Origin of the sequence: Rhodoferax antarcticus ANT.BR (assembly GCF_001938565.1) — a bacterium.
GTDB lineage: Bacteria > Pseudomonadota > Gammaproteobacteria > Burkholderiales > Burkholderiaceae_C > Rhodoferax > Rhodoferax antarcticus.
This window is the reverse complement of sequence record NZ_MSYM01000011.1, coordinates 289,836-304,098: the sequence shown is the minus strand read 5'-3', so window position 1 is coordinate 304,098 and position 14,263 is coordinate 289,836. Positions and strand designations below refer to the sequence as shown.

Genomic DNA, 14,263 nt, shown 5'->3' with positions numbered 1-14,263 from the left:
CTAGACCATCGCATCATCTGCACCACCGCCAATGACGATGACGCCTTCGTCGGCCAGACGCCGCACGGTCTTGAGAATTTCTTTTTGCTGCGCCTCCACTTCGGACAGGCGCATCGGCCCGCGTGACTCCAGGTCTTCGCGCAGCGACTCGGCCGCCCGCGTCGACATATTGGAGAGAAACTTCTCCTTGAGCTCGGGTTGCGCCCCTTTGAGCGCGACGATCAGCACGTCGCTTGACACTTCTTTCAGCACCGTCTGGATAGACTTGTCGTCGAGTTTGATCACGTCGTCAAAGACAAACATCTTGTCCATGATCTTCTGCGCCAGGTCTGCGTCATGGTTGCGAATGGACTCAATCACCGTGCCTTCAATCGCGGTGCCCATCAGATTAATCATCTCTGCCGCTGTCTTGACGCCGCCCAAGGATGACTTGCGCATCTTGTCGCCACCCGCCAGCACCTTGAACAACACTTCATTCAGGTCTTTCAGCGCCGAGGGCTGGATACCCTCCATGGTGGCCACGCGCAGCATCACCTCATTGCGCTGGCGCTCATTGAAAAATTTCAGAATGTCAGCCGCCTGGTCAAAGTCCAGATGCACCAGAATGGCCGCGATGATCTGCGGGTGCTCATTGCGCAGCAACTCTGCCACGCTGGCGGGCTCCATCCACTTCAGGCTTTCGATACCTGAGACGTCGCCACCCTGCAAGATGCGGTCAATCAGCAGCGCGGCTTTGTCGTCACCCAGCGCACGCCTAAGCACAGAACGCACATAGTCGCCTGAGTTGGATACCAGCAAGCTTTGCGCAGCGGCAATGCCAGTGAACTTGTCCACCACCTCGATGACACGCTCACGGGTGATGGTTTTGGTTTTGGCAATGGCCTCGCCCAGCTTTTGCACCTCTTTGGGCGACAGGTGCTTGAACACCTCTGAGGCCTCGGCTTCACCCAGAGACATCATCAGGATGGCTGCATCTTCCAGACCGTCAGTTTGCGACATGTTTTACGTTCCCCCGTTCAGTGCCTTGCGTTGGGCGGGCTTCACCATCAGGCCGACGCCTCGCCGCTGATCCAGGTTTTGACAATGTTAGCGACTGCAGCAGGGTTGTCACGGGTTAATTTTCGGGCCTCTTCCAGCGCCAGGTCGCTCGGGCTAGGCTCCATGGACAGGCTACTGACCGACGGACCCGCCAGCAAGGGCCGGGCCAGCTCGTCTGATTCAATTGCATCCAGAGCACCACCCGCTGTGGCATACCCGGCGCGCGCTGGCACCGGCTGCGCCATAACTTTAAGCGCAGGGCGAATAGCCCCCAGCAGCACCAAAGCACCAAAGAGAAGCGTCCCCACTGGCCAGGCAATGCTGCGGGCCAAGTCCAGCATTTCGGGTTGTTGCCACACCGGCACATCCACTGGCGTGACTTTTTCCGTGGTGAAGGGCGCGTTAACCACGTTCACCGAGTCGCCCCGCTCCTGGCTGAAACCAATGGTTTCGCGCACCAGGGTGGTCATTTTGGCCAGCTGCTCGTCGGTCAGCGGCACGGTGGTGGTTTTGCCCTTGGCGTCGGTGTTGGTTTGGTGATTGAGCACCACCGCGGCGCTAATGCGCTTGACCATGCCGGTGCTACCCCGCACCACGCGCACAGTTTTGTCAACCTCGTAATTGATGATCGACTCTTTGCGACCAACCCCGCCGACTGTGGCGTTAACGCCATTGGCTGCTACGGGTGTTTGCGCTGCGCCGTTGATAGGCGCCTCCGTTGGCCCTGGCGGCTGGTTGGTCACTGCGCCCGGCACACCGGTGGCCAGGCCAGAGTTAGCGGTGGTGCTTTCCATCAACTGCTGGCTGCGGATGGCAGTGGCATCGGGTGTCTGATTCGGCGTGAACAGCTCAGAGGTGGACTCGGTTTGCGAGAAATCCAGCTCGGCGGTCACCTGGGCACGTACGTTTTGGCGCCCAACCACCGGCTCCAAAATGTCCAGAATACGCTTGGTGTACAACTGCTCCAACTGCTGAACATGCTGCAACTGCTGGGCATCACCGCCCATGCCCATATCGCCCTCTGGCGGGGTGGAGAGCAATTTACCAGTGTCATCCAGCACGCTGACCGATTTTGGGTCCATCTCTGGCACGCTGGAGGACACCAGGTGGATGATGCCGGCGAGCTGCCCACGGTCCAGCGAGCGCCCAGCGTTCATGCCCACCACCACTGAGGCGGAGGGCTTTTGCTGCTCGCGGAAAAACCCATTTTGATTCGGCAGCGCCAAATGTACCCGGGCACTGGCCACTGACGCCAACGCTTGGATAGAGCGCGTCAGCTCGCCTTCGAGCCCGCGCTGAAAGGTCAAACGCTCTTGGAACTGGGTCATGCCAAAGCGGCTGGCTGTGTCCATCAACTCATAACCTGTGACCGTACCCTTGGGCAAGCCTTGAGATGCCAGCTTCAAGCGGGTGTCATACACCTTGTCGGCAGGCACCAAAATGGCACCGCCGCCATCGGCATATTTATAAGGCACGTTCATGGTGGTCAGCTGCGCCACGATGGCGCCACCGTCTTTTTCAGCCAAATTGGCATACAGCACACGCCACTCGGCCTGGCGCCCCATCACCAGCCCGACAACGCCAATCACCACAAACAGCACAATGCCCACGGCCAAACGCAATTTTTGGCCCTGATCCAGCGCAGCCAAGCGCTGGCTGATGCTGGGGTTCACAGAGATGGCTGGCAGTGCAATGGCGGCAGGCATGGGGTTCTTCCGTTAATGGGTGCTCAATACAGGGTGTATCGCAACTCGGATGCGGATGATTATTTGACACGCCCCCAAAAACATGAGTTCGATAAGAGCGGTTTTTACCCCTCACTTCAAATTTATGTTTGGTCAGTGGCGTTGCTAGTATTCACGCCATGGACCTCAGACTCACTCCCAACACCATGCCGGTCGGCCTTCGGCCCAACTTGACCGGCGGGCGGGCTACGGGTCAAGTCACTGGCGCCGAATCAGACGGTTTTTCCGGTGCGCTGAAAAGTGCGCTGGGCTCTGTCAGCGCCGCACAAAAGACCTCCACCCGCCTGCAGCGCGAAGTTCAGTTGGAAAACCCCAAGGTCAGCCTGGAAGAAACCATGGTGGCCATGCAGAAAGCCCAAATCGGCTTCCAAGCCACGCTGCATGTGCGCAACCGCATGGTGCAGGCTTATACCGACATCATGAATATGCAGGTTTAGGTGCGCAACTCGTTCAATCGGTTTTCGGCCCAATCAATAGTTTCAGAGAACTTGGGAATGTCCGGCGCGCGAATCTGCTGCCAAACCACCGCAGCAACACCGGAAGCCCGCATTTGAGTGAGCGCCTGGACAATATTGCTTACACGCCCCTGGATCAGCTTGGCGATTTGTGGCATCAACACCTCATCGGCCGCCAAATGGGCCTCTATGGACCACCAATCAAACAAGTCCCTCGGTGTCAGCGCCCAACCTCGGTAGAACAGCTTCTTTGCCAAAACCTCGGCAACCGGTTCCAAGTCAAACAGGCATTCTGATGACTGCTCACTAGGTAAGCCGAGCAAAGACATACTCACAATGAAGTCAATCTCACCCTGCGGCAATTTGATTTTCAGCGACGTCGCACCTTCATCGTATGCGTCGATTTGGTCTTCAAAGCGGTCATTGAGCCGCGGGGTCAGGTAGCCCAACCATTGCGGGTCCCGAACAAAAAGATCGATGCCGTCGCTGATACGGTGCCCCAAACTGAGCATTAGCCTTGTCCCTCCACCCAAAAGAGGGCAAAACTCAGTCTTCGCTGCGGCAGCGGCGTCATCCACCATCTCGCTCGCCATCCGCTCAAGCACCCGCCACGACCCCGAAGCCCGGTGATTCTCAATGTCTTGATGCGTTGTCATAACCAATCGGCTACCGCCCGCTCCCACGCCGGGCTGGGGTGCGCCGCGTGAGCCAAGGTATCAAGGTACAAAGAATGGGCACTACTGACGTTGGCACCCACCTCTTGGGCACAAGTCACGATCAACCTTGGCTCGAGTTCGGTGAACAAATACGCCAGAACCGCATTGCCAGCTGCCGTGCGGGCCTTGCGCTGGCCTGTGCGCAGGGACTGCGCCAAATCATCCACCGTTATCACTGCGCCGTAGGGCGCATTGAGGTGGGCGGTGATGAGTTCAGCCGTATTCATTTCAGGTGTTGTTAGGTCTAGGAAGCAGTTACAAAGCGAACCAGTATGCCGCGCAACCCCATTGTGCGGCAAACTGCGTCGCTGAAAATAAGATAGCAACTCGCCCTTATTGCAAAAGGGCTAGAGCACTATTTGATTCGCGATCTACAAAACCGTCTGAGCTTTTGCTACGCAGCGTCTTGCGGCTACCAGCAACAACGGCACAAAAGCGTGTCGGGTATCGCGCAGGGCAATTCAGCCTTGACTCGCAGAGATGGAAAGGTGGAAGTTTTCATTTGCTCGCGATGCGTTTGCGTTGCGACGCATTGAGCCTAACCACTTCACGATTCTGCCGTTTTTGCACTGCCTTGAATCTGCGCACTGAGTGCATTAACCCTAACGCCAATGGCATCAACAGATGCTTAGATATACTATTTTTTTAATAGCTGCTAGCGCATACTGCACAAGGGCTAGAGCACTATTTTTCATATAATCCCCACTGCGCAGGCAAACCGCCATCAGTGCAGATACTGTGCCTGCCCCTGCTGGGTTTGCTCGCAATGCATGAGCCAGGGCTCCGCGAGGTAGCGGACTTGCGCGTCGTTGTTCAAGATGCGCTGCATGATGCGGGTCTTCTCGGCGCGCTGCTCGGGGTGCAGTTGCTCGCTTGCAGCACGCTCGCGCAGCTGCTCGATCAGCACCGCGCAAGCACCCTCAAAGCGCACCACCTGCTCCCAATCCTCGGTTTTGGCGGCGTCAAGCATTTTGGCGCTGCTGTTTTCGATGGCTTTGTAGTAGTCGATGAGTTGTTGTGACATGGCTTAGGCCTCCATCAGTACGCGCTGGCCTGCAAAAGCGGGCTCTGGCCTTAGGGCTGCACCGCCATTTTTGATGGCGTTCCAGCTCACGGCAATGGGCTCGATCAGGCGCTGCACTTCCAGCATCATGTCGTCATCATTGCGAGCGTTGGCCGTAATCAAACGGCGAATGCAGTAGTCATACAAGTTGCCAAGATTCACTGCTAGCTCACCGCCATCTTCGCGGTCCAGCGCGGTAGTCAAGCCTTCATCAATGATGCGGATCGCCTTGGTGACCGAATTGCACTTGAGCAACACATCACCACGGACCAGCGCACCGCGTGCCGTGGCAATAGCGCTGATGGCGCCCTGCAGCAACAGGCTGACAAGCTGGTGCTGGTCCATGGTGTGCATGCTCGTTTCAACATTGATACGCTGGTATGCATTCGATGCACGGGGGTTGTAAGCGCTAAACATGCTGTCGATCCTTCTGGGTTGGTACTTAATTTATCGGCCAACCCCGAAGAAACTGAAGCGCCAAATCATCCGTTTGACTTGTTCCAAGTCGTCACCTGTTGCGCGATGTACGCGTTCAGGCCGTTCAAGTTACTCAGCTGTGTGTCGAGCGCGTTGTACTGGCGGGTAATGCGTTGTTCGAAAGCATTCACCCGCTCATTCACACGCAGCTGGTCTTTGCTGATGCGTTTAAGAGACATCTGCAAGGTGTCATCCTTGGACTTAAAAAACCCATCGTTCGACAACAAATTGGTCGTCAGCGCCTTCACCTTCACGGCAATGCCATCCACCGCACCGCCGCCCGTATTGCGAAACAGATCTCTGACCTGATCCGGATTCTCAGTGAGCGCCTTGTTCAGCTTGGTGGCGTTGACGGATAGATTACCGCCGCGCTCCTGAGCGATACCGATATCAGCCAGCCGCTGAAAGGCACCACCGCTGGTCGTCACAGACTGCATGGCCGAGCGTAGCGAGTTTTGCAAGCCAATAGCGGTCGAATCCCCCTGCAGCAAGCCGGCCGATTTGGCGCCAGCGTCGTACTTGGTAGCGTCTTGCAGTAGCTGGTTAATGGCGTTGTACGCCTTCACAAAATCATCCACCTTGGCTTGCACCGCCGAGGTGTCTTTGGACACCGTGATTTCAATGGGCGTTGTGGTCACCTGCTCTGCCTTGAAGGTGACACCGGAGATGGTCTTGTCAAAGGTATTGGTGGCAGAGCTGACTGCAATACCGTTGACCGTAGCTTTGGCATCGGCTGCGGACTGCGTCACCATGGCGTTAATCGTGGTCAAGCGCGAAAGGCCTGTCATGTCGGTGTTGTTACCAGTTGGGCCTTCATCGACCGTCAGGTTAAACCCAGACGCCTCGCCTGTGGCCTTGCTGCGCAACAGCAGGCGCTCGCCAGAGGCATCGGTCAGCACCGTAGCGGTGACGCTGGCATTGGCGCCGTTGATCTTGCTGGCAATGTCAGAAACGCTGTCGCCTGCAGACACGGCAATGTCCAGCGGTTGGCCTGCACCGGCCGTAAACACCGCGCCAGACCAAGCGCCCTGCGTTAAGCGCAGCGTACCAGCGCCTACCGCAGCGCCCACAGGCAACACAGGTGCCGAGGCCGTGGACTGCGCCTTGGCCAAGCTCTGCACCTCCACACTGAAACTGGTGGGCTGAGTACCGCCGATGGCCGTAGCGCTGACAAACTTGCTATCAGACGATGTGGTGGACACGCCGTTCCACCCCGTCAAGCTGGTCAAACTGCCCGCCGCGTCTGCCAAAGCCGAAACCAGCGATTTAATTTGGCCAAAGGCTGAGATCTTGGTGTTGACTACTGCCGCCTGCACCTTGAGGTTGTCAAGTGGGCGCTTCTCTAACGTAACCAATTGCGAGATGATACTTTTGACATCCAGTCCGTTGGTACCAACGCCTGGCGATGAAATAGTGGCCATACAAACCTCCTGAAAACTAAGCTGCAAGCATTCTGCCGGGAATATGCGGTCTGTTAAGGCTCGTCAAGCCCCGCAGATCACACCCATTTCTGACTCCTGCAGCACAAACTCCAAAAACCAAAAGGGCGGCGACAGAAAAACCGTCGCCGCCTGGGGCACTGTGACAAGGGCTAAGAGCCCTTGTTCGCGTTAACCGTTTTTACCGAATTAACGCAGCAGAGCCAACACACCCTGCGGCAACTGGTTGGCCTGCGCCACCATGGCGGTACCTGCCTGCTGAAGAATCTGGGCACGTGACAAGTTGGCTGTTTCTGCGGCAAAGTCTGCGTCCAAAATACGGCTACGCGATGCAGACAGGTTCTCTGACGTCACTTGCAGATTGTTGATGGAGGTTTCAAAGCGTGACTGCAAGGCGCCCAACTTGGCGCGTTCACCGTTGATAAAGGACAGCGCTGAATCCACCGTCTTCAGTGATTCCGTTGCTTTGGCAAAATCAGTGATATCAAGCTCAGACACTTTCTTTAGCGTAGACGCCGTAGCCGCCGCCCCCAAAGCGTTGGTAGTGGTTTGAGCCACCGCAAAAGACTTCTCAGAGTCAAACGTGACATAACCGGACACCAAGGCGTTTTCGGCAACGGTGTCAGCCGCCAGAGTCACAGCAGGAGAACCAACATTATCCCCGGTGTTATTCAATTTTTGCACAGTGACGCTGCCCGCGTTGGCGACTGCCGTGTCAGAAACTTGAATATCGTTACCTGTCGCATTTGTCAAAAGGATTTTAGTTTTACCAGCGTCGAGGGCTGCGCTAACCCCTGTCTTTGAAGACTGATCGTTGATGGCACTCACAGCTGCAGAAAGCCCGTCTGCAGTATTGGTTGCAGAAAGGGTGAACGAAATTGTTTGGGCTGTGCTGTTGTCGGACTTCAGTACTAGCGAATACGCGCCTGCAGCCGCAAAGGAAAGGCTCGACGCAGTCCGCGCTGTGGCGACCACGCCGGTTTCGTCCTTGACAGCATTGACACTGGCCGCAATATTTAGAGCTGTTGCATGACTGGCAACACTGACGTCCTTTTTGCCCACAAAGCCACTGACCGCCAGCGTGCCAGCTGACACGCCATTCGAGCCAAAGGCACCCACAGCTCCCGTGCCGCTAGCCGCTAGAGTACCAGCCGCAACCACCTGGTTATTTCCGTACACACTGGTGCGCAGGTTACCTGTTGCGGCAACGATGGTCTGGTTGGCATTGGCGCCCACCTGGAACTGCTGTGTGCCAAAGCTACCATCTAGCAGCTTGGTGCCATTGAACTCGGTGGTTTGCGAGATGCGGTCCAGCTCTGCCACCAGTTGCCCAACTTCTGCCTGCAGTGCTTGGCGGTCCCCCGCGCTGTTTGACGCGTTGGCCGACTGCACCGCCAGTTCACGCACCCGTTGCAGGATGTCGCCCGAAGCCTTGAGCGCGCCTTCAGCGGTTTGCGCGAGAGAAATGCCATCGCCGGCGTTGCGCACCGCCTGGTTCATACCGCGAATTTGACCAGTGAAGCGTTCTGAGATGGCCAATCCTGCCGCGTCGTCTTTGGCGCTGTTAATGCGCAAGCCCGATGACAGGCGTTGAATAGAGGTGTTGAGTGAAGTCTGACTCATGCCCAGATTGCGTTGAGCGGTGAGAGACGCGACGTTGGTGTTGATGGTGGAAGCCATTGCAAATCTCCTAAAAAGAACTTACTGAATATGGCGTTACCGCCAGCCAAGGGGAGCACTATGCTGGACCCTCGTGTTTGCAGTGCCGGTTGGCCTTCTGTAAACGACGGGCCATCAAATTGGTCCGTTGGAATAGTTTTCGGGTATCCAGCAGAAAACTTGAATGGCAAACAAGTGGTTTGACACTTCTTTTTTTCGCGCAGGCCACAGCCCATCCCAATATGCGCTAACAAAGCCACCCCGTCGGAGGAAACGCAGGGAACTTGAGGTCAAAACCAAAATAAAGGCGGTTTTAGCGCGGGTTATTGGGGCACTGCAGCGCACGGCACTCTCCACAATTCACTCATCTACCGCGTTGCCCGCCTGCCTTAATTGGATAGCAATGTGGGTTACCCGCCTTTAAGGAGTTCACCATGGCCGCCACCATCAACACCAACGTCGCGTCTCTCACTGCGCAGCGTAATCTGAGCATGAGCCAGACGTCACTCAACACCTCCATTCAACGCCTTTCATCGGGCTTGCGCATCAACAGCGCCAAAGACGATGCGGCTGGCCTGGCTATTTCTGAGCGCTTCACCAGCCAGATTCGCGGTCTAAATCAGGCGGTGCGCAATGCTGGCGACGGTATATCTCTAGCCCAAGTGACAGAAGGTGCCATGAAGGCAGCGGGCGATATTTTGCAACGGGTGCGTGAACTGGCGGTGCAGTCAGCCAACGCGTCAAACAGCGCGGGGGACCGCCAAGCACTGCAGGCAGAAGTTGGGCAACTGGTGGCAGAGCTGGAACGCATCTCTCAAACCACCGAGTTCAATGGCACCAAGTTGCTGGATGGCAGCTTTGGCACACAGCAGTTCCAGGTGGGCGCAAATGCCAACCAAGTTATTGTGGCGGCCACTGCCAATTTGCGCACCAGTGTGTACGGAAATAACCAAGTGGTTGCGGCTGGTACTCTAGCGGTTGGCGGCACGGGAACTGCGGGTGCCTTTGGTGCGAATGGCGTGTTAGCTGGCACGCTAGCAGTCAGTGGCTTTGTGGGCAAAAAGGACGTCAGTGTTGCCAGTCATGCAACAGCTCTAAATATTGCGGCCAGTGTCAATGCTGTCAAGGACGAAACCGGCGTGGTCGCCACAGCGCGGACTGCGTCGAGCCTGACCTTTGCGTCTGCAGGCGCGTATTCGCTAGAACTGAAGTCCGACAACAGCACAGCCCAAACAATTTCGTTCACCCTGTCTGCAAAAGACACGGCAGACGGGCTTTCTGCAGCTGTAAGTGCCATCAACGATCAGTCTTCAAAGACAGGGGTCACCGCAGCCCTCAACTCTGGTAAAACTGCGATCCTTTTGACGAATGCGACAGGTAACGATATTCAAGTTTCTGACACGGCGGTCTTCTCCAACGCGGGCAACGTCACTGTGCAAAAATTGAATAACACCGGGGGTGATGTTGGTTCTGCTGTGACTCTGACGGCTGACGCCATTGCCGAAAACGCCTTGGTGTCCGGTTATGTCACGTTTGACTCTGAGAAGTCTTTTGCGGTGGCTCAAACCACTACCAACGCTTTGGGGGCGGCGGCTACGGCGTCTACGCTAAAGAAAGTGTCTGACCTCGATATCACCACCTTCGATAAAGCAACGGAATCACTGAAGACGGTGGATTCAGCGCTGTCCTTTATCAGCGGTGAACGCGCCAAATTGGGTGCCTTACAGTCACGCTTTGAAACAGCCATCTCTGCACTCACCATTACATCGGAAAACTTATCGGCTTCGCGATCACGCATTCTGGACGCAGACTTTGCTGCAGAAACTGCTAACTTGTCGCGCACTCAGATCCTGCAGCAAGCTGGTACGGCTATGGTGGCGCAGGCCAACCAGATTCCGCAGGGTGTGCTGCAGTTGCTGAAGTAAGTGTGAACCTAGAGTAAGTCGTTTAAGCCACGTACCGTCGTCGCAGCAGTTTTTTAATTCTGGTACAAAGGCAAGGCAGTGTTCTAGCAAGATGTTTGCGGCAAAGCAGGAAGATTCATTTCAATGACGACGAATAGCAAACATACCGATCAGAGCAATGCACGCCTTCGTGCGGCACACGCAGCCCAAGACTGGAAGAAAGTCACACTGCTGTGCAAACAAGCTCTGCGCAAAGACAAACGTCATCTGCTTGCCAATCGTTTTCTGGGCTATGCCCTGAAAATGCTACGGCAATTCGAACCGGCGATACAAGCATTTCAAACGGGCGTGGTGTATTGCCCCGCCGATGCCGAACTGATTGCCAACTACACGAACTTGCTGCTGGAGCAGGCGCGCAGCGGAGAGGCGCTGCCACTTTTAGAAAAGTTATGCGCTTTACGACCGACCGACTCCACCAGTTGGGCGCACGTTGCTCAGTGTTGTTATGCGCTTGGTCTCAACGAAAAAGGCTTCGGATCGGCCATGGTGGCATACACCATGGCAAAAACCAACTGGGAAAAAACGGCAGCACTGACACAGCGGGCTATTCACCGCCGCGAACTCGGCCAAATTCGCGAAGCTGTGGAAGACTGCACAGCGGCCATTGCCCTATGGCCCACTGACCCAAGCAACCATACGAACCGTTTGCTTTTCATGCTGGCTGACCCACAAACAGCCCCAGAAGAACTGACGGCCGCTGCACGCGAATTTGGTGAGATTTTTGAAGCAGACCACAAACCTCACTGGCCCAGCTATTCGGAGCGGCAAGGTGACCCTTGGCGCAAGCTGAAGATAGGTTTTTTGTCGCCCGATTTTCGGGTGCACGCAGTCATGTGTTTTGCCGAGGGCATATTGGCGCAACTCGATCGCCGGCAATTTGAAGTCTATGCCTTTTATCTACATCCTAGCGAGGACCAAGTCACCAAGCGGGTGAAATGCCATGTCGATTACTTTATACCCCTGTCGGGCATGGGATATGAAGCGCAAGCCACATGCATTCGCTCGCATGAAATTGACATCCTGATTGACATGACAGGGCACACAGGTAATAACGCCCTGCTAACCATGGTGCGCAAACCAGCGCCGGTTCAGGTGACATGGCTTGGATTTGTTGCAACCACTGGGTTAACGGCCATTGATTACTATCTGACTGACGAAGTGATCACACCGCATGGTGTCGATCATCTCTTCATAGAGGCCTTGTTTCGCCTACCAACTTATGCCGGCTCTTACCGGGCGCTGAGCCGTAACCCGTTGTGGCGTTACCAGCCGCTTTATGCAGTGCGAAAAACTCCTGCTCTAAGCAACGGATTCATCACCTTTGGCTCATGCAATAACCTAGGCAAGCTCACTGACGAAGTGCTGGCTCTTTGGGGTCAGTTGTTACAGAAAATGCCGACTGCCCGCCTACTGATTGAGGGCAAAGGATTTGGCAAAGCTGATTTTGCAGAAGGCTATCGAACACGGTGCGCCAGCATGGGCATTGATACTGGCCGACTGGTGTTGATTCCACTCGATACAGCAAAGCAATACCTCGCCTATCACGACATTGACATTGCGCTCGACCCATTCCCGCTGACTGGCGGCACCACGACCTGCGACGTGCTTTGGATGGGGGTGCCTTTGGTGTCAATGGAGGGGCGTAGCTCCCCGAGCCGCATGAGCACTGATGCGCTTACACACTTACGCCGAACAGAGTGGCTAGCGAAAACTCCGGGCGAATATCTTGATATCGCTATTGATTTGGCGTCTAACTTTTTACAGCTCAATGAGTTTCGCTTAGCGTTCCGCCACGAGGTAGAGCAATCTCCATTGATGCGCGACGACATCGTTTGTCAGCACTTTGCAGCGGCGATGAGGACAATGTGGTTCCGATGGCAGGCCAAAATCGAGCATCCAGGTGATGGCATTGCCCAAAAAAATATCGTGGACATATGGGAGGCGAGCCGCCCAGCGCACCTTTGTACACACCCTAACCGCCGAGTAGGGCTTGCAACTGGCGAAAAGCTCACTCTGGAGGAAGTGCACCAGCGACTTCAAAAAATGGTCGCCAATGCTCTGGCAACGTCCTGTGCTAAGGTTAATTCAGATGGTAAGGACGGAATGGACCAGCGCTGGACGGCAATCACCGAATTAGCAGAGCTGGTTCTCAGTGCGGTCCCAAATGATCCCGTGTCGCTTGCATGCTTAGCGGAGGTGGAACATGCGCATGGTCACACAGATTTTGCGGTGACCTACTTAGAGTACGCTGCCCGCGCTATACGTATTAACGAGTTCCAAAAAACGTGAGTCTGATCGATGACCGACAACATACGTACACATGAAGCAATCGTCGCAGCCTACAACACGTTAAGAGCACAACCGCCTTGGCAGCACGACCGATCCGCCATCCTGCACCACCGGGTACTACCCTTTGCGACCTATGCCCCTTGGTTAATGGACCCCGACTTTTTGAAGTTGTACGAGCAAATCAAAAACCACACGCTGGTAGATATCTACAGATGCCACGAACTTTGGTCGCTTGCGAAACAAGTCGGCGACGTTGAGGGTGATGTGCTGGAAGTTGGCGTCTGGCGGGGTGGCACCGGTGCAATCCTGGCCAGTGCCGTAAGGGACTTCCCAGATAAGCAGGTATTTCTGGCCGACACATTCAAAGGCGTAGTTAAAGCGGGACAGCAAGACACCCGCTACACGGGCGGTGAGCACTCCGATACCTCAAGAGATATTGTTTCCGATCTCATGGAAACTGTCTCGCTGGGAAACACCACTTTATTACAAGGCATCTTTCCGGACGACACGCAACATATCGTTCCCAGTAAGATCGCCATGCTTCACTGTGACGTGGACGTTTACTCATCTAGCAAAGACATTGTGGACTGGTGTCTACCACGCTTATCCGTCGGGGCAATAATGGTGTTCGACGATTACGGATTTTTTGGGTGTGAAGGCGTCACCAAGCTATGTAACGAACTACGGAATACCCGTGGATTGCGCTTCATGCATAACCTAAATGGTCATGCCGTGTTCGTGAAGTTCGCGAACTAAATCAACGGGGAGCCGAATGCAATCGTAGTGCTTTCCATCCAAAGGTACTGTCCTGCACCTCGTCCATATTAGTAGGCGAGCACATCCCATATCCCCATGGCACGAGAAAAAAGGCGACACCTGCTTGTTCGGCTGCAAATCGATCATCAACGCGATCCCCGACATACAGGGTGGCATCGGGTTGCAGCGAATGCAGTTCGATGGTTCGTCGGATAACAGCCTCTTTCGACGGCAAGGGCGACCCCCAAGAATCCAGTGCGTAGGCGCCTTGAAAAAGGCCCGCCCAACCCAAGTAATCCAAGATGAGCTTGGTCGGTGCAATTCGTTTGTTCGTGACGATGAATAGAGGAACGGCGGCCTCAGCCAGCTCACGCAGGAAAGCATCAACACCTTCGAATACCGTTGTGTACCTGTATCCAGTGCTGTCGTAGTGCGCGATGAACGCCCGGGTCAACCCGTTAAGCAGCTCCGTATCCGACGAGCCGCTGAGCATCTGCAACGTGGGTCGCAATGGAGGGCCAATAATGTCTGCGGTGAGCGCGAGCACAGGGGTAAGACCTGCACACTCGAAGGCAGCGTTGTAGGAGGCCAGAATGCTGGCCGAGCTATCGATCAAAGTTCCATCGAGGTCGAAAATGACGTTCTGGATGCTGGGCATAACG

The 14,263-nt window shown here is 55.4% G+C and carries 13 protein-coding genes; 4 read left to right on the top strand and 9 right to left on the bottom strand.

What is annotated here, in order from left to right; all coding sequences use genetic code 11:
- Both fliG and fliF read right to left on the bottom strand, forming a co-directional pair.
- On the bottom strand, window positions 1-999 hold the full coding sequence (gene fliG / locus BLL52_RS08425) for a flagellar motor switch protein FliG (protein WP_075586237.1): 999 nt from the start codon (window positions 997-999) through the stop codon (window positions 1-3).
- A 47-nt stretch (window positions 1,000-1,046) separates the two neighbouring features.
- A complete protein-coding gene (gene fliF, locus BLL52_RS08420; protein WP_075586236.1) occupies window positions 1,047-2,744 on the bottom strand; it encodes a flagellar basal-body MS-ring/collar protein FliF in 1,698 nt (565 codons plus the stop codon).
- A gap of 158 nt (window positions 2,745-2,902) precedes the next feature.
- On the opposite strand from fliF, the gene fliE reads away from it, so the two are divergent.
- Entirely contained in the window at window positions 2,903-3,220 is a 318-nt protein-coding gene (gene fliE, locus BLL52_RS08415) for a flagellar hook-basal body complex protein FliE (protein ID WP_075586235.1), read from the top strand.
- Here fliE and BLL52_RS08410 read toward each other — a convergent pair.
- The 6 genes from BLL52_RS08410 to BLL52_RS08385 all read right to left on the bottom strand — a co-directional run bounded on the left by BLL52_RS08410 (window position 3,217) and on the right by BLL52_RS08385 (window position 8,613).
- A complete protein-coding gene (locus BLL52_RS08410; RefSeq protein ID WP_075586234.1) occupies window positions 3,217-3,894 on the bottom strand; it encodes a nucleotidyl transferase AbiEii/AbiGii toxin family protein in 678 nt (225 codons plus the stop codon). The genes fliE and BLL52_RS08410 overlap by 4 nt on opposite strands.
- On the bottom strand, window positions 3,891-4,181 hold the full coding sequence (locus BLL52_RS08405) for a hypothetical protein (RefSeq protein ID WP_075586233.1): 291 nt from the start codon (window positions 4,179-4,181) through the stop codon (window positions 3,891-3,893). Before BLL52_RS08405 ends, BLL52_RS08410 begins: the two co-directional genes overlap by 4 nt.
- 497 nt (window positions 4,182-4,678) lie before the next feature.
- Window positions 4,679-4,978, bottom strand: a complete 300-nt coding sequence (locus BLL52_RS08400) for a flagellar protein FliT (protein WP_075586232.1) — start codon at window positions 4,976-4,978, stop codon at window positions 4,679-4,681.
- Window positions 4,979-4,981: 3 nt separating this feature from the next.
- Entirely contained in the window at window positions 4,982-5,434 is a 453-nt protein-coding gene (fliS, locus tag BLL52_RS08395) for a flagellar export chaperone FliS (protein ID WP_075586231.1), read from the bottom strand.
- Between the two features lie 65 nt (window positions 5,435-5,499).
- Window positions 5,500-6,915, bottom strand: coding sequence for a flagellar filament capping protein FliD (gene fliD / locus BLL52_RS08390; protein WP_075586230.1), 1,416 nt, complete (start codon window positions 6,913-6,915; stop codon window positions 5,500-5,502).
- 207 nt (window positions 6,916-7,122) lie between these two features.
- On the bottom strand, window positions 7,123-8,613 hold the full coding sequence (locus tag BLL52_RS08385) for a flagellin N-terminal helical domain-containing protein (protein ID WP_075586229.1): 1,491 nt from the start codon (window positions 8,611-8,613) through the stop codon (window positions 7,123-7,125).
- Window positions 8,614-9,026: 413 nt separating this feature from the next.
- Here BLL52_RS08385 and BLL52_RS08380 point away from each other — a divergent pair, with 413 nt between their 5' ends.
- The 3 genes from BLL52_RS08380 to BLL52_RS08370 all read left to right on the top strand — a co-directional run bounded on the left by BLL52_RS08380 (window position 9,027) and on the right by BLL52_RS08370 (window position 13,601).
- Complete coding sequence (locus tag BLL52_RS08380; protein ID WP_075586228.1) at window positions 9,027-10,517, top strand: flagellin N-terminal helical domain-containing protein; 1,491 nt, start codon at window positions 9,027-9,029, stop codon at window positions 10,515-10,517.
- A 123-nt stretch (window positions 10,518-10,640) separates the two neighbouring features.
- Complete coding sequence (locus tag BLL52_RS08375) at window positions 10,641-12,845, top strand: O-linked N-acetylglucosamine transferase, SPINDLY family protein (RefSeq protein ID WP_075586227.1); 2,205 nt, start codon at window positions 10,641-10,643, stop codon at window positions 12,843-12,845.
- Between the two features lie 9 nt (window positions 12,846-12,854).
- Entirely contained in the window at window positions 12,855-13,601 is a 747-nt protein-coding gene (locus tag BLL52_RS08370) for a TylF/MycF/NovP-related O-methyltransferase (protein WP_075586226.1), read from the top strand.
- 1 nt (window position 13,602) lies between these two features.
- Here the strand turns inward: BLL52_RS08370 and BLL52_RS08365 are convergent, their stop codons facing one another.
- On the bottom strand, window positions 13,603-14,259 hold the full coding sequence (locus BLL52_RS08365) for an HAD family hydrolase (RefSeq protein WP_075586225.1): 657 nt from the start codon (window positions 14,257-14,259) through the stop codon (window positions 13,603-13,605).
- Window positions 14,260-14,263: the final 4 nt, after the last annotated feature.